Here is an 18947-nt window from a genome sequence, read left to right as displayed (position 1 = left end):
GGCGGCCGTCCTTTCCCTTGAACAGCGTGCAGGGTCCGACGCCGATGGATCGGGACCGGTCCCATTCACGCTCGTCTCACGGGGATAGGCAAGTCCGCCGCGACATCCGTTGCCGGCCCGCTGCAACAGCGTGCGGGCATTCCTCAGGTTCGAATTTCCCGGTTGCGGTTGGCGTCAGGCCGTCGTCGAGCATCCGTGCGTCCGGACGCCCGACGACGGCGGTCCCGATGCTGAACTTGTGGTAAGCGCGGCGGCCGGTGATGCCGATGCCAGTCCTCGACGAAGCTGCAGGCTTGGGCGAAGGACACCGGCACGGTTCGTAGGCGGCTCACCCGCCGTCCTCGCTCGGCGTGTCGTGGGGCAGGTGCGGGGTGAGTCGGTGTAGCGCCTCGTCGTGGAACGCGGGGCTGATGTCGACGCCCAGGTACCGGCGGCCGAGGTGCAGCGCGGCGAGACCGGTGGTGCCGGCGCCGGAGAACGGGTCCAGGACCACACCACCGGGCGGGCAGCCGGCCGCGATCGCCCGCAGCGGCAGGTCGATCGGAAACGGCGCCACATGCGATCCCCGGTAGGGGCGGGTCGCGATCCGCCACACGTCGCCCGGGTTGCGTCCCTTCGGATGGGCGGCGGTGTGGGCGTGGCCGAGCGGAACGAGGTTTCCCCGCCTAGCCCGAGGCTCGACCCGACTCTCCTCCGCGCCGTACTTGGCGGCGCCGTAGGCGGTGGTACCGCGGCGGCGTGCGGTCGCCCCGATCCCGCCGGTGCGGCCCTTGCGGGACCCGCCGATGATCCGGGTCCCGTCAGCGGACTGCGGTCTGACCAGCGGGATCCGAATCGGATCGAGGTCGAAGTAGTAGGAGTGGGACCTGGTGAGTAGGAACAGCAGTTCGTAGCTTGTGGACAGGCGGTCGCGGACGGACTCGGGCATCGGGTTGCTCTTGGCCCAGATGACCGCGTTGCGCAGCCACCACCCGCGCGACTGCAGGGCGAAGGCGACCCGCCAGGGCACCCCGACCAGGTTCTTCGGAGCAAGAGCGTCCTGGATACGGGGCTTTGGCGGTCGACGTCCGCCGGGTTGCGGCCGGCCGCCCTTGAGGCCGCGCGCGGCGCTGCTGTAGCAGTCGCCGAGGTTGACCCAACAGGTCCCTGTCGGCGCGAGGACTCGTTTGACCTGCTCGAAGACCGCGACGAGGTTGTCGAGGTAGTCGTCCAGGGTGGCTTCGAGTCCGTACTGCGGGTCGACCCACCGGGCGCGGCAGGCCGGGCAGGTGATGCCGTCGGTGCGGCGGGTCCGGCCGAGCGGGTGCGGGCAGGCCGGGTCGCCGCCGCTCCAGGCGCCGGTGCCGTAGTCGCGCAACCCCCAGAACGGCGGGCTGGTGACGACGCAGTCGACGCTGGTGTCGGGCATAGCGGCGAGCACCTGGCGGGCGTCGCCGAGGTACAGCTCGACCGGGCCGAGCCGCCGATACCGGTAGTCGTCCAGGGTGCTGGGTTCGGTCATGCCGGCACCGCCCACCGGTGCGGGCACAGCAGCAGCCGCAACGCGACGGCCGCCTGTTGAGGGACGACGCCGTTACCGAGCACCCGCAGCGCCGCGGTGCGCGGCACCGCGAGCGTCGGATCGGTCACATGGCCCGCATCCAGGCCCATCAGCCATTCCACGAACGGCGGCGCCAGGACCGGTTTGCCGTGCCGCCCCAATTGGGTCGGCGCCGGTGCCGGACGGCCGAGCAGCAGCTCCCACCGGGCCACCGCCGCGGCGTACGGACCCCACCGGTCGGCGTCGGGCCGGCCCAGTCCGGCGACGGTGGTGCGCAGGTCCGCTCCACCGTCACCGTGCCTGCCGGGCCCGTGCGCGTCGGAGGCACGTGGCGTGGGCAGCGTCCGGACCGGAACCCGCACGGCCGCCGAGGGCAGGGTGAGGTCGCCGTGGGACCCGCGTTGCCCGGGGCAGCCCTTGACGCCGTCGGTCGCCCTGGGGGTGGGCAGCAGGACCTGCGACAACGGTGGCCGCCACCCGGTGCCGGCCCGCCGGCCGGGGGTGCCGGTGTCGCTGGCTCTCGGCGTCGGCAGCAGCTTCGAGGCGACACCGGAAAGGGACGGCCGGCGGGCCGCCCCCGCCGAGGGGGACATGTTCGACCCGTAGGCCACCGCGGTCGGTGTCGGTAGCAGGCCGTGGCGGGTGCCGGTCGGCTCCACCAGGTCCGGCAGACCGTAGGGGTGGCCGGGGCCCTTACCGTCACGGGCGCAGGGTGTCGGCAACGTCGGCACCTCCTCCCCGCGGTGGGGTGGGGGTGGCCAGCAGGAACAGCCGGTCGCGTCGGTGAGCGGCTCCGATGTCGGATGCGCGTAGGCATAGCCAGCTCGTGTCGTACCCGATCGTGGCCAGGTCACGGTGGACGACGTCGAGTCCTCGCCGCAGGAGGGCGGCGACGTTCTCCACGAACAGCAGCCGGGGTCGAAGGACGCGAACGGCGTCGGCGACGTGGTTCCAGACGCTGGAGTGTGCGCCGGTGATGCCGGCGCGGCGGCCGGCGTTGCTGATGTCCTGGCAGGGGAAACCGGCGGTGACGATGTCGACCGGCGGGACCCGCGTCCAGTCGACGGTGCGGATATCGCCGAGGTTGGCGACGCCGGGCCAGTGATGGGCCAGGACGGTGGCGGCGTGCCGGTCGGTTTCGGCGTACCAGGTGAGTCGGCCGCCGAGCACCAGCTCGACGGCCAGGTCGAGACCGCCGTACCCGCTGCACAGGGATCCGATTCGTGGGGCAGTGGTCTGCGCACCGCTCACGCCACCTCCCCGAGCCCGTGGCCGGTCGTCGACGCGTCGTGGGGGCAGGTCCACGGCCCGCAACCCGGCGTGTCACCTGGCCGGGAGCGTGGGCGCAGGACCACCTGGTCGAGCGGCACCCGCTGCCGGTGCAGGAAGAACTGCCCGCGCAGCGGGTGCCCGTCCGCGTTGGCGCGGGCGGAGCCGTCGCGGATGGCGTGGTCGAAGGCGACCGCGTCGGCCCACTCCTGCGGGCTGTGCTCACGCAGCGCGAACCAGAAGGCGTCGTCGTGGAACGGGCACCCCACACACGACGACTTGGGGTGTCGGCGAGACCGTGCCGGGCCAGGAAACGCAGGCAGTCGGTTCGTCGCCAGCCCAGGTCGAGCAGCGGGAAGACGTTACGCATGTAGCCGACGTCGGCGTCGCGGGCGCGGTGGACCTCGTCGACCGAGATACCGATGGCCATTTCGACGACGACTCCGGCGGGCACCCGCCGCGGATGGGGATGACCGAGACGGTGCCGCACTTCTGCCTTGATTGGTTTGATCTTGTATTCGGAGGTGCACTGTCGCCGGGCCATGCCCCGCTCGCCGTTCGGTCCGAGCGTGAACAGGGGCATGCTGGCGAAGCGGTGCCTGGGGTCGAGGGCGTCCGCCCGGATGTCACCGGTGCTGACACGCACGACCTCGATGCCGGCCCGCTCGGCGATGCCGGTCAGGCGGTCCAGATGCCGGTAGACTGCGGCCGGCTCCCACGAGGTATCGGCGAAGATCGCCGCGTGAAACCCAGGGATCTCGCCCTGGGCTGCCAACAGCAGGAGCGTCGAACTCTGCACCCCGGCGCCGAGGGAGAGGATGCGGTGGGTGGGCGCGCTCACGCGACCACCTCGGTGCCGTCCTCCGGCGAGGTTCCCCTGGCGAAGATCAGGACGTCCTCGTGGGCGATGAGGTGCATTGGCACGCCGCCGGTCCTGGCCTTGCGGACTTGTTGGAGTTGGAAGAACGACGGGCGGGCGACGAGGTGCCCGTCGCGGACGGCAGCGAGCAGGGCGACGCACCGCTCGATCGGGACGAGGCCGGCGCGTAGGCCGGCGGCGATGACGGCGCTGGGCAGGTCGATCAGCTCGCCCCGCTTGCGCCACGGCCGGGCGGTGACCACGACGACGCCGCCGGGGCGTAGCAGGGTGGCGCAGCCGTGCAGGATCTGGGCGAACCCGTCGGCGAGGCCGGTCAGGTCGCGGTAGGCGAGGTTGCCGCGGTCGTGGCCGTCGTTGTACCGGTCGTCGTACTTGACGACCCCGTCCGCGCTGGGACGGACCAGGCCGTGCACCGTCGGCCCGTAGGGCGGGGAGGTGACCACGAGCGCCACCTGCCCGGTCAGCGCGGCGGGGACGAGGATGGTGAGGCGGGTGGCGTCGCCTCGGATGACCGATGCGCGTCCGGTGGCGCCGTGGTCGTGGGCGTGGCGGATGTTGGCGTCGGCGATGTTCGACCATTGCGGCTCGTACTCGATGCCGAAGGCGTCGCGGCCGGCGTGGACCGCCTCGACCAGGGTCGTGCCGATGCCGCACATCGGGTCCAGGACCAGGTCACCGGGGCGGGTGTAGGCGCCGATCGCGTGGGCGGCGATCGCGGGCAGCATCCGGGCCGGGTGCTTGACCGACTCCGGCACGTACCGGCCGCGTCGTTGCACGGGGCCGGTGGACTGGGCGGTGGCCCAGACCGACAGACCATCGGGGTCGGCGCGGTGGCGGCCTTCGTACTCCCGATGCCGGCCCGGGTAGTTCTGGCGGGCGGCGGGGCTGGTGGTGTCCGGCTCGTGCGGGCCGGTTTGCCGGGGCGAGGTGTGCTCAGGCACGGCGACCACCGCCGTTGCCGCGTCGTCCCGACTCGTGCGCCGGGGCCGGGTGGGGTGTGAACACCAGCAGGTCGGCGTGCACCCGCAGGTGAGCCACCGTCCACTGCTCGGGGTTGGCGTGGGCCAGGGTGAGCAGTTCCTCGTCGGTGACGAGGTGGTAGACGAACTGGTCCCCGTCGGTGTCGGCCTCCACCGCGACGATGTGCTGCAGGTAGCCGAGCCCTGCGCTGGAGGCGGCGGCCACGAGGGGACCGAAGTCCTCCGGCGTGGGCCGGGTACCGGCGGGCACGCCGACCACGAGGACGAGGCAGCCGCCGGGACGCAGGAGCCGCGCGCAGGCGGCCAGCAGCCAGGCGAGCCTGACCCGCGCGGTGGTGTCCGCGTCGTGTAGCGGCCAGCAGGCGACCACCAGGCTGGTAGCCGCGTCGAGGGGGCCGTCCTCGGGCGGCCGGACGGCCGCGGTGTCGGTGCCGGACAGGTCGGGGTCGGTGAGGTCGTCTCCGAACCATTCGGTCAACTCGGGCGGCTCCTCGCCGTCGCCGTCGCCGTCGCCGTCGCCGGCCTCTGGCTCGTGCGAGGTGGTGGTCTCGGTCGCCGTCGGCAGGCCGGTGGTGGCCGGGCCGATGAGCAGGCCGGAGCCGTCGGTGAACCAGGCGCGGTGGTGCTGGCGTCCGCCCCGGGCGCAGGTCGCAGCCAGGGCGTGGTCGGTGGTGAGGTCGACGACCGCCTCTCCGGGCCGGCTGTAGGCGGCGACGAGGCGGTAGGCGAGGCGGGTGGGCAGGCTGGTGTGGGTTTCGGCGTCGGTACGGGCCGTGCGCCAGACCGTGATCGGTATCGGCGGGTCGCCGGCGATCAGGTCGATCAGTGTGGCCTCGGCCGGCTCGATGTGGTCGGCCGGGTGGTGCTGGTGCGGCGTGTGCTCGCTCATGTGCTGTCGGCTCCGCGCCGCGCCGTGAAGCGCTGACACCCCCGAACCGGGGTTTGTGAGTCCTGGCGAACACTTGCCGCACTCACAGCCGCTCACAGGCACGGGCTCGACGGCGGATCGCCCCGGTTGGTATGGGTTTCTCCGCCTGCTCGATGTGGGGGACGAGCAGCCGCAGGCACCGGGCGCCTGCGAGGTGTTCCTAAAGCCCCGGTACGTCTGTCAGTCACGGTGTGTTACTGACAGAAGCGGCGGGCGGGGGCGGTCGCGACCTCTTTGAAGGTGTGTGGATCGTCGCGTTGACCAGCGCTGTGAGAGATGTGTGAGTGTCGAAGGGTTCGAGCCGATGGCGCCGGCACGCGTGTCTGTCGCAGGTTTCGTCGTGTCAGCGGTGACCGAGGGTCCGCGACTGTCATTGGTGCGCGGCGCACCGGAACGTGTCAAGGGTTTGAGGCCAACGGGAGTTAAGCGGCTTGTTGTTGCGGCTGGGGCTGGGGTTGGTTGATCCAGACCTGTTCGGGCAGGTCGAGGATCTTTGGTGTGGTCCGGGTGGTGGCGCCGAACCGTTCCGGATGCGCGGCGCGGGCTGCGGCGAGAGTGTCGAGGCGTGCGGCGTGGACTTGGTGGTGGCGGCCGTGGTGGACGTCGGCGGGGGTGTGCAGGCCGATTCCGGAGTGCCGGTGGGCGTGGTTGTACCAGGTGACGAAGTCGTTCATGAACGCTCGGGAGTGGGCGAGCGACGCGAACCGGTTGGGGAAGACCGGCGCGTACTTCAACGTCTTGAACCATGCTTCGCTGTACGGGTTGTCGTTGGACGTCTTGGGCCGCGAGTGCGAGCGGGCTACCTGAAGGTCTTCGAGCAGGTCAGCGACCGATTTCGAGGTCATAGACGTGCCCCGGTCGGCGTGGACCACGTGGGGGACGCCGTGGACGTCGAACACCTCGCGCATCATGTTCTCGGCAAGCGGGCCGGACTCGCGGGCGTGCACGCGGACGCCGACGATGTACCGGGAGTAGACGTCGATCATCACGTACGCGTCGTAGTAGATCCCTTTCACGGGGCCAGCGAGTTTCGTGATGTCCCACGTGTAGACCTGCCGCGGCGCGTCGGCGACCAGCTCCGGGCGCTGCCGGGCCGGGCGCCGGGCCTGCCGGCGACGCTCGCGGACCTGCTCGTGTTCGCGCAAGATCCGGTACATGGTGGCGATCGAGCCGACGTACACACCCTGATCCAGCAGCGCCGCGTAGATCTGCGCCGGGGCCGCGTCGACGAACTCCGGGCTGTTCACCAGCCGCAGCACATGCTCCCGCTCGGCCAGGGTGAGCGCGTTCGCTGGCGTGCGTCGCATCGGCCGGGCCGGTGTCGGACGCCGCCGGTCCCGATCCGCGCTGGACCGAGCGATCCCGGTCAGCCGCTTCGCCTCCCGCGTCGGGACCTTCGCGCTGGTCAGCTGGTGGTAGGTGTCCATCAGCGTCTGCCGAGCCCGAACACGTCCGGACCGTCCGGCTCGCTCCTGGAGATGTCCTCCAAGAGCTCGCGCGCTTTTCCCATGATCGTCAACGCCGTCTCCGTCCGCGCCAACTTCGCCTGCGCCAGTTCCAGCTCACGGCGCAACCGGGCGATCTCCGCCTGCTCCGCCGACGGCCGCCCTACCGTCTGCCCAGCCGGCTTGCCCTGCAACAACCCGGCGTCACGGGCCCGGCGCCACTCCGACATCAACGACGAGTACAAGCCCTCACGCCGCAGGAACGCCCCACCGTCACCGGCCGCGACGGCCTTCTCGTATCCGGCCAGTAGCTCCAACTTCTGACCCGGGGTGAACGACCGGCGGGCACGCGGACCACCCGAACGCGGTCCCTTCTTACGACTCATGACCCCATCCTCGGCCACGGCCATGTCAACAGCAGTAGTCAACGCTTCTCAATCCTCAACTCGCCCTGTCCGGCGGACTTGCTATGAACCGCTGGCCTCAACTCACCCTGGCAGACAGGGACCCGGCGGACGTGGACGCCGAGATCCTGACCGGCTTCCTGACCGCGTTACGCGATCGGGCGGACCTGACCAAGCCGGCGCCGTACGCGAGCCTGTGCAAGGCGGCGTGGCGGGCCGGGCGTGACCTGCGGCTGCGGCAGCAGGAGTACGTGCCGGTGGAGGACATCGAGCACGTCACGTCCGGTCCCCGCACGCCGAAGGTGCCGTACGGGCATCCAGACCTGCTGGTCCGCCGTGCGGTGACCCTGGGAGTCCTCGACGCGGAGGACGAGCGGGCCTACATCGACGTGCGGCTCGGGCACCGCGCGATCGAGCCCATCGCCGCCGCGTCCGGCGTCAGCGTGGACGCCCTCCGTATGCGCCTGTCCCGCATCGACAGCCGCATCGCCGAAGCCCTCGGGGACGGGCTGCTGACCGGGGTCGCGTCGCCGGAGACGGTGGCGCAGCTACGGCTGCAGGCCGGGCAGCGCAGCCAACGGCGAGCGGGCCGTGCCGCTGCCCGCCGCGAAGCCGCCACGCAGGCCCCGGGCACGGCGGCAGCCTGACGACCTCCACCTGACCGACTCCAGCGGCTGTGGCCCGACGTGCACCACGTCGGGCCACAGCCGTTTCTGTTGAAGACCGGCGGTGGTACTTGCCGATCTCTGTCGAGGGCTGTGAGCCCCGCCAACACGCACACAACGACGACACCCGCGCGGTTCCCACCGCTGTGAGCCCTCGTCCTTCGAACACGCCTGCTGTGCGCAAGAACCAGCCCTGACCTGCGCTGTGAGCCGTCGCCGCACTGTGTGAGCGGCTCGTGAGCGCAGCAAGTGTTCGCCACGGCTCACAAATCCCGGTTTGGGGGTGCGGGACCTCTACGAGCCATGCCGCTCGCCGGTCCCGCCCGCCGCCGGGCGACACGAGGAGCGCATGCGATCCGCATGCCTCGGGTGCCGCGCCATGTTGATGCGCTGACACCACATTGATGACCGCAAACCACCCATGAGGGAGGACGAGCTCCTCCCGGGGCTCACGCGGTTCGTCCGCTCCTTCACCTGCGCCCGGCGGCGGTCCCTTCCGACCGCTTCGAGCAATCGCCACGCCTCGGTCACGCCGTTCGTTCGGCGCGTCCAGGGCGCGGCGGGAGGTGAATCTCAATGTCCCGCACCCCACTGCGCACCCTTCTGAGAAAGCCCGCCGCACGCGCGGCGCTACGCGCTGCCGTGCCGCTGGCCGGCCTCGCACTGACACTCGCCCTCCCGGTCGCCGCGCACGCCGACCCCGGCGTCGCCGTGGAGCTGGCGGCGAACTCGCTGCCCGCCGTCATCACCAACCTCCGCATGTGGATCATGGGGATCCTCGCCGCGCTCGCCACCCTCTTCCTCGTCCTGGCCGGCGTGTACTGGGCCACCGCGGGCGGTGACCCGTCCCAGGTCGAGAAAGCGAAGCTGGCCCTGCGCAACGCGCTGGTCGGCTACGGCCTGGCCGTCCTCGCGCCAGTCCTGCTGCAGGTCGTCCGAGGCATCGTCGGGGGCTGACCCATGACGGTGTGGATGCTCGACCAGATCCTCGGCTGGATGACCACCGCGGTCCTGGCGTGCCTCGACGCGATCTTCGACCTCATCACCGGTGTCCTGCTCACCACCCCGAGAGTCACCGCGCTGCCGCAGGTGCAGGCGCTCACCGGCCGATCGGTGTGGATCGTGGACGCCGTGTTCGTGTTGGCGTTCGTCGCCGCCGGAATCCTGATCATGGTCGCCGGCGGCGACGAACAGGCCCGCTACACGGCCAAGGACCTCCTGCCCCGACTGGTCGTCGGATTCACCGCCGCGCACTTCTCCCAACTGGTCTGCGCCCAGCTCATCGACCTCACCAACGCCCTGACCGCAGCCGTCGCCGACGGCTACGACAGCGACGGCACGTTCACCGCGATCCAGACCCACCTCACCGCCGCCCAAGACCGTGCCGTGCCCCTACTGTTCCTCGTCCTCACCCTGATCATCACGATCCTCATCGCGACGACCGCGATCCAACTCATCGGCCGGTTCGTCGCTCTACTGGTCCTGACCGCCATCGCCCCACTGGCCCTGGCCTGCCACGCCCTGCCACAGACCGACCCACTGGCCCGCCTGTGGTGGCGCGCCTACACCGGCTGCCTGGCCATACCCGTCGCGCAGGCGTTCTTCCTCACCGCCGGAGAACAGGTCCTGCTCGACCCGGCGACCATGCTGCCCGTGTTCGGGATGCCCGCCGACCCCGGCGGCACCCTCAACCTCCTGGTCGTCGTGGTCCTGCTGTGGACCACCGTCAAGATCCCCGCCCTGATGGCCCGCTGGGCGGGCCAGAACGGACACGGCACCACCGCGATGCTCGGCGCCGCCGCCCGCGTCGTCGTGGTGCAGCAGCTCACCCGCACCGTCCCCGGACTCTCCAACCTGCGAAGGACCGTCAGATGAGCACCCCCGAACCCGACACCGGCCCCGCACGCACGCGCATGCCCGCCGACGTCGACGCCCCCGACAAGGTCGCCTACGGCCTGACCTTCCACCAACTGGCCATCGTCGCCGCCGGAGCGCTTCTGTACTACGGCGTATGGCAAGCCTTGAACACGGTGGTCCCGGTACCGGTGCTCATCGGTGCTGGTGTGGTGTTGGGCGGGCTGGTGATCGGTCTAGCGCTCGGTCGCCGAGACGGCCTGCCCCTGGACGAGTGGCTGCTACACGCGATCCGTCACACCCGTACCCCTCGGTCGCTGGCCGCCGCTGACGTCGCGACGGATCCCGGTGCGCCGGACTGGGTCGAGACGCCGAAGAGCGGCCGGACGCCGCTGCCGGCGCCGTTGCGGCTGCCCGCCGACGCCATCGACGACGACGGGGAGATCAGTCTCGGGGGCGCCCGCGCCGCGATCGTCGGCACCACCACGGTGAACCTCGCGCTGCGCACCCCCGACGAGCAGGCGGCCCTCATCGATAGCTGGGGACGGTGGCTCAACAGCCTGTCCACGCCGACGCAGATCGTCGTGTCGGCGCAGCCGGTCGATCTGGCGTCTCACAGCCGTGCGCTCGCCGCCGCCGCGGATGCCCAGCCGCATCCGCAGCTTCGCGCGGCGTGCGCCGATCACGCCGAGTTCCTCGGCGACCTCGCCTCGCGGCGCGACCCGCTGCGCCGGCAGGTCCTGGTCGTCCACCGCACGACCGCAGGCGAGCGCACCGGTCACGCCGCGCGGCGCCGCGCCGACGACACCGTTCGGGCACTGGCCGGGCTCGGCGTCAGCCCCCGGGTGCTCGACGGCGCGGCAGTGACCGCCGCTCTGACTTCCGCCGCCGACCCCTACCGGCCACCGCGCCCGGGCGGCCTCGCCGCACCCGATGCCGTCATCACCGCGAGCGCCCCCGCTCGCAACCCCAGGAAGAGGAGGAAGCCATGATCAGGAGGAGACGCTCCGGCGGCGCGGCTGTGGAAGCCCCGCCGGCCTCGCTGGCGTCGGCGGTCGCACCGGCCACGGTCGAGGTCACCCCCCGCTGGCTGCACGTCGGCGACGGATACGCCGCCACCCTGGTGGTGACCGGCTACCCGGCCGAGGTCGGCCCGGCGTGGCTGGAACCGCTGCTGTCCTGGCCGGGCCGGCTCGACCTCGCCATGCACATCGAGCCGCTCCCGGCACCGATCGCCGCGTCCCGGCTGCGAAAGCAGCGGGCCCGGCTGGAGTCCTCCCGGCGGGCCGACTCCGAGCGGGGCAAGCTGGCCGACCCCTACGTCGACGCCGCCGCGCACGACGCCGGCGACCTGGCCGAACGCCTCGCCCGGGGCGCGGCGAAGCTGTTCCGCGTCGGCCTGTATCTCACCGTGCACGCCCGCACCGAAGACGAACTACTGCAGGCGTGCGCGCAGGTCCGGGCCGCCGCCGCATCAACCCTGCTGGAGGTACAACCCGCGACCTGGCGGCAGCTTCCCGGATGGACCACCACCCTGCCGCTGGCCTCCGACGGGCTGCGGATGCTGCGCACCATGGACACCCAAGCCCTGGCCAGCTCGTTCCCGCTGGCGTCACCGGATCTGCCCGCGCCGCTGCCCGGTGACCCGCCAGCCACCGGTGGCGTCCTCTACGGCGTCAACCCCGCCAGCGCCGGGATCGTCTGGTGGGACCGCTGGACGCAGGAGAACCACAACTCCATCGTCCTCGCCCGAAGTGGGGCGGGGAAGTCGTACTTCGTCAAGTTGGAGATCCTGCGCAGCCTCTACCAGGGTGTGCAGGTCGCGGTCGTCGATCCCGAGGACGAGTACCTGCGACTGTGCGACGCGGTCGGCGGCAGCGCCGTGCGCCTCGGCCTCCCCGGCGTGAAGATCAACCCCCTGGATCTGCCGGCCGGCGACCGGCGTCCGGACGTGCTCACCCGCCGTGGGCTGTTCCTGCACACGCTGATCAGCGTGCTGCTCGGGCATCAGCCGCCCCCAGCGGAGCGGGCCGCCCTGGACCGGGCCATCCTCGCCGTCTACCGGTCCGCCGGCATCACGGCGGACCCGGCCACACATCACCGACCGGCGCCCCTGCTGCGCGACCTGGCCGAGACGCTGCGCGCCGACGACGACCCGGCCGCCGCGACTCTGGCCGCCCGGCTCGCGCCGTGGGTACAGGGCAGCTTCGCCGACCTGTTCAACGGGCCGACCACCCAAACCCCGCTCGGGCACCTCGTCGTGTGGTCCCTCCGTCACCTGCCCGACGAGCTACGCACGGTCGGCACGCTACTCGCGCTGGACTCGATCTGGCGCACGGTCGACGCGCCGGTCGGCCCGCCGCAGCGGCGGCTCGTCGTGGTCGACGAGGCCTGGTTGCTGATGCGTGACGGCGAGGGCGCAAGGTTTCTCTTCCGCATGTCGAAGGCGGCGCGTAAACGCAACGCGGGCCTGACCGTGGTCACCCAGGACGCCGCCGACGTGCTCGGCACGGACCTCGGCCAGGCGGTGGTGTCCAACGCCGCCACGCAGGTGCTGCTGCGGCAGGCGCCCCAGGCCATCGACGCCGTCGGAGAGGCTTTCGGCCTCACCGGCGGCGAGCGGCGGCTGCTGCTGTCGGCCCGCCGCGGCCAGGGATTGTTGATCTCCGGGGTGAGCAGAACGAGCTTCGAATCCATTTCCTCGGAGGCAGAGCACGAGCTGTGCACCACGAACCCAGCCGAGTTGGCCGACCTCGACGAGGAGGACGACCTGTGACACCAACGACCGAAGCGTTCCGAGCGGTTCTCGCTTCGTTGCCACCGACGCCCAGCCCCACGTTCGGGCCGGGCGCCGATTCCGTTGCGCCACCCGCAGGACCCGGCGCCGCCCTGGTCGACGCCGCCGTGTGGGTTACACAGCGGCCGTGGCTGGCCGGTGTCGCCGCTGGCCTGCTCGCCGTCTGGGTGGCTGGCCGCAACCTGGTGGAGATCTGGCGGCACCGCCACCACGCTCACGGTGCACGCCTCGTGACGATCGCGCCGCCGCCGCAGGTCGACCCGCACAGCGCTGCCGCATTGTGGGCGAACCTCGCCGGAGTGCTGACCCCGTCCCGGCGGCGGCGCCTGCTTTACGGCGCCCCGCACGTCGTGTGGCAGTACACCTGGCTCGGCCGACAACTGCTTATCTCGATCTGGGTACCCGGCACCGTTCCGCCCGGGGCGGTCGAGGCGGCGGTGCGAGCGGCGTGGCCCAGCTCGGCCACCACCACCGACGACCATCCGCAACCGCCGATCCCCTTGGACGCGCGTCCCGCCGTAGGCGGACACCTGCTGCCGGTGTACGCGGAGTGGCTTCCTTTGGCCACCGACCACGACACCGACCCGCTACGCCCGCTGATGTCCGCCGGCGCCCAGCTCAAACCCGGCGAGTACGCCTGCGTGCAGATCCTGGCCCGTCCCGCCACCCCGCGTAGGGCGGCACGGGCCCGCCGGGCGGCCGGGCGGCTGCGGGCCGGCAAGACCGCCGTACCGGCGATCAACCCGGCCGCGCCGGTGCTGTGGCTGCTGGACGCGTTCCTGCCCGGCGGCGGTGCCGGCCGCGCCACGTCACCGGTCTCCCGCAGAGATCCGACCGTGGAACGGGACGTCCGGGCGATCCTCGACAAGACGGCGCACCCGCTGTGGCAGACCGGTATCCGGTACGGGGTCGCCACCACCAGCCGCCGGCCCGCAGCTGACCCGTCCGGTCGGCTGCGGGGCATCGCCGACACCCTCGCGTCGGCGTTCGCCATCTACACCGGCCGCAACCGGCTCTCCCACCGGGCCCGGATGTCCGCGCCGGTGACCGTCCTCGCCGCCCGCCGGCTCGGTCCGGGGTTCCTCACCTCCGCCCCGGAACTCGCGGCACTCGCGGCGCTACCGCAGGATCTCGCCGTTCCCGGCCTGGACCGGGCGCGGGCCGCGTCGATGCCGGCGCCGGTCGCGGTTCCCGGTGGTGGGCGTGGCGTGAAGATGTTGGGCGACGCCGAAATCGGTGGCCACAGTGTGGGGCTGTCGGTGCCGGATGCGAGGTATCACATGCATGTGATCGGTTCGACGGGCTCCGGCAAGACCACCCTGCTGGTCAACATGGCCCTCGACGACATCAAGGCGGGGCGGGGCACCGTTGTCATCGACCCGCACGGCGACCTGGTGCTGGACATTCTCGACCGGCTCCCCGCCGACGTCGGCGACCGCGTCGTGCTCTTCGACCCCGACCAGGACAACCCGCCCACGCTGAATCCTCTTGAGGGCGAGGACCCGGACCTCGTGGTCGACAACCTCGTGTCGATCTTCGGGAACATCTTCGCCAAGGCGTGGGGGCCGCGAATGGACGACGTCATGCGCGTCGCCTGCCTGACCCTGCTACGCCACAACAACGTGACCCTGCAACACATCCCGCCGTTGCTGAACTCGCCTCTTGTGAACACGAACGTGGAAAGCGAGGCAAAGATTGATGACGGTCTCGTGGACTGCGGTGCTGTATGGGAGATGGAGGTTGTTTGGCCCTCCGGAGCCGGCTTGCGGAAGCAGGCTTCAAACCACCACGAGGGGCGTTGGCTGAAGACCGTCGTCCTGAGCGTCGTTGGAAAAGGCGTGACTGTGATCGCGTCAGGTATGGACCGGGAAGATGAGCGATGAACGTCGAGTTCTCTGTCGTTGACGTGTCGAAACTCAGTCAGACGACATCAGAACCGAGGCCGGAGGTGAGTCTCGGGATGAGCCTGGGGGATATCCGCTTACTGAGGTGATCTCTTGTGAACACGAACGTGGAAAGCGAGGCAAAGATTGATGACGGTCTCGTGGACTGCGGTGCTGTATGGGAGATGGAGGTTGTTTGGCCCTCCGGAGCCGGCTTGCGGAAGCAGGCTTCAAACCACCACGAGGGGCGTTGGCTGAAGACCGTCGTCCTGAGCGTCGTTGGAAAAGGCGTGACTGTGATCGCGTCAGGTATGGACCGGGAAGATGAGCGATGAACGTCGAGTTCTCTGCCGTTGACGTGTCGAAACTCAGTCAGACGACATCAGAACCGAGGCCGGAGGTGAGTCTCGGGATGAGCCTGGGGGATATCCGCTTACTGCCCAGGTGGTGTCCGGCATATAGGCAGCATGAGCCCGGTCCAGGCTCTCATACGGAACGTGTGAAGGCGGACCCCGATACCGTCCGTCGGTTTACCGGCGGCGAGAGGGAGGACTCCAAGCGGAGGAAACCGCGAGGAGCAGAGTACCGATGCGGGGACGCTGGCGGACTCGCCCGTAGTAGCTGTGAACCGCCTGCGTATCGCAGTGGGTCGGGGAGCGAAGGGGCGGGGTCGTTCAGGCTGGTTTGTGCGGTCAACCGTGAGGGAGGAACCGCGTGAGTCAGCCAGGGTTGACAGGCAAGTCGCACGATATCCCAAAGCGGCTGATCTGGGCCGCGTGGTTGAAGGTGAAAGGTAATGGCGGAGCGGCCGGGGCCGACGGAGTGACGATCGAACAGTTCGAAACGAGGTTGGCTGACAACCTCTACCGACTGTGGAACCGTATGTCGTCGGGCAGCTATTTCCCCGGCCCGGTCCGGGCGGTGGAGATCCCGAAGAAGGGTGGGGTCAGGATTCTGGGCATTCCCAATGTGGTCGACCGGGTGGCGCAGACGGTGGCGGTGCTGGTGTTGGAGCCGGAGGTGGAGAAGGTGTTCCACGACGACTCCTACGGATATCGTCCCGGACGGTCCCCGATTGATGCGATTCGGGTGTGTCGGCAGCGGTGTTTCAAGAAGGACTGGGTCGTCGATTTGGACGTCAAGGCCTTTTTCGACTCCGTGCGGTGGGATTTGATGCTCAAGGCGGTGGCGCGTCACACGACTCACCCGTGGGTCATGCTGTATGTGGAGCGCTGGTTGAGAGCGCCGATGCTGATGCCCGACGGGACCCTGACCCATCGGAACAAGGGGACACCGCAGGGTGGTCCGATCTCCCCGTTGATCGCCAACATTTTTCTGCACTACGGCTTCGACACCTGGATGGGCCGTGAGTTTCCCGGGGTCGGGTTCGAGCGGTTCGCAGACGATGTGGTGGTCCACTGCGTGACCGAACGTCAGGCGCAACAGGTGCGTCAGGCGATCGATCGTCGGTTCGCGGACATCGGGTTGCAGTTGCACCCCGACAAGACGCGCATCGTGTACTGCAAAGACGACCGGCGCCGTCTCGACTACGAGCTGGTGACGTTCACGTTCTGCGGGTACGCGTTTCGTCCCCGGAAGGCATGGGACAAGATCCGCGGAAGGGCCCGGACCGGGTTCCTACCCGCGGTTGCCCCGGGGAAGCTGACCGATATGAGCCGCAAGGTCGCGTCCTGGCGGCTACATCGACGCACGACCGGCAACCTGGCAGACCTCGCCGTAGAGGTCAACCCTGTCCTTCGGGGCTGGTTGAACTACTTCACCGTGTTTTACCCGAGCGCGGTCTACCCGATCGGCAAGCGCATCGATCGTCATCTGATGCGCTGGGCGAAGTGGAAGTACAAGCGACTCAAACGCAGCGACGACAGAGCTCGAGTATGGCTACGAGACGTCCGGCAACGGTCGCCCGACCTGTTCGCGCACTGGGCGATGCGGTACACGACCTGACAACCGAACGGCACGAGCCGGATGAGTCGAGAGGTTCACGTCCGGATCTGTGGGGGACGGCGGGTGAAACTCCCGCCGTCTACCCGGCAGTTCAGAAGCGCGATGACAGTGGACCTGGACGACCCGGCCGGGCTCAGCGGCTTCTGGCAGTGGTACGACAGCCTCAACGACAGCCTGCGCTCACAGGTCATCGGGCCGGTCCTCGCCAGGTTGCGGTCCTTCCTGCTGCGAGACTTCGTGAAGCGGACTATGCGGTACCCGAAGTCCAGCTTCGACATGGGCCGCGTGTTGGACGGCGGCGTGCTGCTCGTCCGTATCCCCAAGGGCATCCTCGGCGAGGACACCAGCCGGCTGCTCGGCTCCCTCGTCCTCGCACAGGTGTGGCAGGCCGCCACCGCCCGCGCCGCCACCGCCCCCGACCGGCGACATGATGCCACATTGATCATTGATGAGGCGCAGAACTTCCTCACCCTCGCCAACAGCCTGGACACGATGCTCGCCGAGGCACGCAAGTACCGGCTCTCGCTGGTGCTCGCCCACCAGGACCTGGCGCAGTTTCCACGCGACCTGCTCGCCGCCGCGTCGGCGAACGCCCGTAACAAGGTCTACTTCACGGTGGCGCCGGAGGACGCGAAGGTGCTGTCCCGGCACACCGTGCCCGAGCTGGGTGAGCACGACCTCGCCCACCTGGACGCGTACACCGCGGCGGCGCGTCTGGTCGTCGATGGCCGGCAGACGCCGGCGTTCACGATGCGGACCCGACCGCCGAGGCCGGTCGTCGGTGAGGCGACCGCCATCCGGCAGGCAGCAGCGGCGGCGGTACCTAGTCAGGACACCAGCGCTGTCGACGACCTCGTCGAGCGGCTCAGCCGTAAGCCCGACGATCGGCGGCCCCGGCCGAAGAGTGACCGCGCCTGACTCATCGGTCAGCCGGTGGCGTCGCCCGGGTCGCGCACCGGCTCGTCACGGGGATCGTCACCGGTGACCGCCGGATGCCAGCCGAACAGTGCTGACCTGGGCTGTCAGTGCCGCACACGCCCCCTGACAGACCCTCCGCACCGCCCTCCTCTCTGCCAGACACCCTCCCGATCGGGAGGGGAACCCTTCCTGCCTAGGAGCAAACCGTGTACTCCCGTGTTCCGTCCGCCTCCAGCAAACCTGATCCCCTCGCCGTCTTCGGTCGTATCGTCCCCCGCGACCATGCCCTGCTCGCCCTGCTGGCCGAGCACTACCTGCTGTCCACCGACCAGATCACCCACGCCCTCTTCGACGGCCGTCGCACCGCCCAGCGGCGGCTCACGATCCTGCACCGCCTCGACGTGCTGCACCGCTTCGGCCGCAGCGGCGCCCACGGCCGCTACGGATCGCTGCTCTACACCCTCGGCCCGTCGGCCTGCAACTACACCCGAGCGCCTACCACGACCCCGCCGGCATCGGCGGCAAACCGCCCCGCAGCTCCCTGGAACGCAGCAAGCGGATCGCCGCCAGCGGCCAGGTCAACCACCTGCTCGGCGTCAACCAGTTCTTCACCGACCTGATCGCCACCGCCCGCCGCCGCGCCGACGCCGACCTGTCACGGTGGTGGTCCGAGCAGCACGCCACCACCGTCTACGCCCAGGCCGGCATCCGCCCCGACGGGCACGGCATCTGGACGACGACGGGCACCTCGACGGGCTTCTTCCTGGAGCACGACAACGACACCGAGAACCTGGCCCGGGTCGTGGCCAAGCTCCGCGGCTACGAACGCCTCACCACCTTCGGTCCCCGCTACCCCGTGCTGTTCTGGGTGCCCAGCCGCCGCCGCGAGGCCAGCCTGCTCAATGTCCTCGCCGGACTGCGCAGCGCCAGCCCGATCGCCACCGCCGTGCACTGCCCCGACCCCGCCGGCAGAGTCTGGACCCTCGTCTCGAACCCCACCCACCGGCGGCACCTGCACGAACTGCCGTCGGACCACGGACCCGACACGGTCACCAACCCACAGCGCTTCGACGACCTGTAGAACGGCCTACTGCCCACGTCTACCCAGAACGAGATCATTTGTGAGAGTCGCGGAGTCTCACAGCGACCCTGCCGACATCCGCGAGACAAGCGCCGTTTGCTCTCACAGCGCAGGTCAGCCCCACTAGTCGGCGATCAACTCGCCGGACCGGCCTGACAGAACCGGCCGCTACCGTTCACGGCACCAACCACACCTCCATATTTCTCCACCCCGGTTCGGTCCCACCTCAGGGATCCCCGCCGCACCCTCCGGTGCGTCCCGCCCACCCGCTCACGCCGGTCGGCAGCACACCGCGCGGCGACCCCGAGGTCGCACCAACCACCCGCTCCACGGCGCGC

The 18947-nt window shown here is 70.3% G+C and carries 14 protein-coding genes and 4 pseudogenes; 11 read left to right on the top strand and 7 right to left on the bottom strand.

The genetic code is table 11. The annotated features are described in order from the left end of the window. Positions 1-328 precede the first annotated feature (328 nt). The 7 genes from ID554_RS12865 to ID554_RS12835 form a co-directional block, all read right to left on the bottom strand. Positions 329-1501 carry a DNA-methyltransferase gene (locus tag ID554_RS12865; RefSeq protein WP_117231148.1) on the bottom strand — a complete coding sequence of 391 codons (1173 nt, stop codon included), beginning with the start codon at positions 1499-1501 and terminating at the stop codon, positions 329-331. Beyond that, positions 1498-2271, bottom strand: coding sequence for a hypothetical protein (locus ID554_RS12860; RefSeq protein ID WP_117231144.1), 774 nt, complete (start codon positions 2269-2271; stop codon positions 1498-1500). Before ID554_RS12860 ends, ID554_RS12865 begins: the two co-directional genes overlap by 4 nt. Next, a complete protein-coding gene (locus tag ID554_RS12855; protein ID WP_117231145.1) occupies positions 2240-2791 on the bottom strand; it encodes a DNA cytosine methyltransferase in 552 nt (183 codons plus the stop codon). The genes ID554_RS12860 and ID554_RS12855 overlap by 32 nt, the downstream gene beginning before the upstream one ends. Then, positions 2788-3078, bottom strand: a complete 291-nt coding sequence (locus tag ID554_RS31625) for a hypothetical protein (protein ID WP_223884574.1) — start codon at positions 3076-3078, stop codon at positions 2788-2790. The genes ID554_RS12855 and ID554_RS31625 overlap by 4 nt, the downstream gene beginning before the upstream one ends. A 568-nt stretch (positions 3079-3646) precedes the next feature. Continuing rightward, a complete protein-coding gene (locus tag ID554_RS12845) occupies positions 3647-4639 on the bottom strand; it encodes a TRM11 family SAM-dependent methyltransferase (RefSeq protein ID WP_117231146.1) in 993 nt (330 codons plus the stop codon). Next, entirely contained in the window at positions 4623-5558 is a 936-nt protein-coding gene (locus ID554_RS12840) for a hypothetical protein (protein ID WP_117231147.1), read from the bottom strand. The genes ID554_RS12845 and ID554_RS12840 overlap by 17 nt, the downstream gene beginning before the upstream one ends. 461 nt (positions 5559-6019) lie before the next feature. Further along, positions 6020-7452 (bottom strand): IS3 family transposase gene (locus ID554_RS12835; protein ID WP_396888540.1). Its coding sequence is split into 2 segments (ribosomal slippage): positions 6020-7095 and positions 7095-7452, totalling 1434 coding nucleotides; the frame shifts between segments, so codons are not numbered across the junction. Between the two features lie 95 nt (positions 7453-7547). On the opposite strand from ID554_RS12835, the pseudogene ID554_RS12830 reads away from it, so the two are divergent. The 11 genes and pseudogenes from ID554_RS12830 to ID554_RS33050 form a co-directional block, all read left to right on the top strand. Next, positions 7548-8093: pseudogene (locus tag ID554_RS12830) on the top strand (hypothetical protein); the annotation flags it as partial. Positions 8094-8687: 594 nt separating this feature from the next. Then, positions 8688-9068 carry a pilin gene (locus ID554_RS12825; RefSeq protein WP_117231278.1) on the top strand — a complete coding sequence of 127 codons (381 nt, stop codon included), beginning with the start codon at positions 8688-8690 and terminating at the stop codon, positions 9066-9068. 3 nt (positions 9069-9071) lie between these two features. After that, complete coding sequence (locus tag ID554_RS12820; protein WP_117231277.1) at positions 9072-9986, top strand: type IV secretion system protein; 915 nt, start codon at positions 9072-9074, stop codon at positions 9984-9986. A gap of 38 nt (positions 9987-10024) precedes the next feature. Continuing rightward, complete coding sequence (locus ID554_RS12815; protein WP_117231279.1) at positions 10025-10957, top strand: PrgI family protein; 933 nt, start codon at positions 10025-10027, stop codon at positions 10955-10957. Then, a complete protein-coding gene (locus tag ID554_RS12810; RefSeq protein ID WP_191088829.1) occupies positions 10954-12741 on the top strand; it encodes a VirB4 family type IV secretion system protein in 1788 nt (595 codons plus the stop codon). The genes ID554_RS12815 and ID554_RS12810 overlap by 4 nt, the downstream gene beginning before the upstream one ends. Then, positions 12738-14423: pseudogene (locus ID554_RS12805) on the top strand (helicase HerA domain-containing protein); the annotation flags it as partial. The gene ID554_RS12810 and the pseudogene ID554_RS12805, both read left to right, overlap by 4 nt. Before the next feature lie 338 nt (positions 14424-14761). Then, positions 14762-14980, top strand: a complete 219-nt coding sequence (locus tag ID554_RS12800; protein ID WP_147333636.1) for a hypothetical protein — start codon at positions 14762-14764, stop codon at positions 14978-14980. 379 nt (positions 14981-15359) lie between these two features. Beyond that, on the top strand, positions 15360-16610 hold the full coding sequence (gene ltrA / locus ID554_RS12795) for a group II intron reverse transcriptase/maturase (protein WP_223884098.1): 1251 nt from the start codon (positions 15360-15362) through the stop codon (positions 16608-16610). 84 nt (positions 16611-16694) lie between these two features. Further along, positions 16695-17528, top strand: a pseudogene (locus ID554_RS12790) (TraM recognition domain-containing protein); the annotation flags it as partial. A gap of 206 nt (positions 17529-17734) precedes the next feature. Continuing rightward, positions 17735-18324, top strand: a pseudogene (locus tag ID554_RS32755) (replication-relaxation family protein); the annotation flags it as partial. 6 nt (positions 18325-18330) lie between these two features. Beyond that, entirely contained in the window at positions 18331-18609 is a 279-nt protein-coding gene (locus ID554_RS33050; RefSeq protein ID WP_233527475.1) for a hypothetical protein, read from the top strand. Positions 18610-18947: the final 338 nt, after the last annotated feature.

Origin of the sequence: Micromonospora craniellae, assembly GCF_014764405.1 — a bacterium.
GTDB lineage: Bacteria > Actinomycetota > Actinomycetes > Mycobacteriales > Micromonosporaceae > Micromonospora > Micromonospora craniellae.
The sequence above is the reverse complement of the archived record's forward strand: the minus strand, read 5'-3'. Positions and strand labels throughout refer to the sequence as shown.

Bases quoted from the DNA above. Each gene is read 5' to 3' on its own strand.
- ID554_RS12865 (WP_117231148.1), bottom strand. From the start codon at position 1,501: ATGACCGAACCCAGCACCCTGGACGACTACCGGTATCGGCGGCTCGGC.
- ID554_RS12840 (WP_117231147.1), bottom strand. From the start codon at position 5,558: ATGAGCGAGCACACGCCGCACCAGCACCACCCGGCCGACCACATCGAG.
- ID554_RS12825 (WP_117231278.1), top strand. From the start codon at position 8,688: ATGTCCCGCACCCCACTGCGCACCCTTCTGAGAAAGCCCGCCGCACGC.
- ID554_RS12820 (WP_117231277.1), top strand. From the start codon at position 9,072: ATGACGGTGTGGATGCTCGACCAGATCCTCGGCTGGATGACCACCGCG.
- ID554_RS12815 (WP_117231279.1), top strand. From the start codon at position 10,025: ATGCCCGCCGACGTCGACGCCCCCGACAAGGTCGCCTACGGCCTGACC.
- ID554_RS12810 (WP_191088829.1), top strand. From the start codon at position 10,954: ATGATCAGGAGGAGACGCTCCGGCGGCGCGGCTGTGGAAGCCCCGCCG.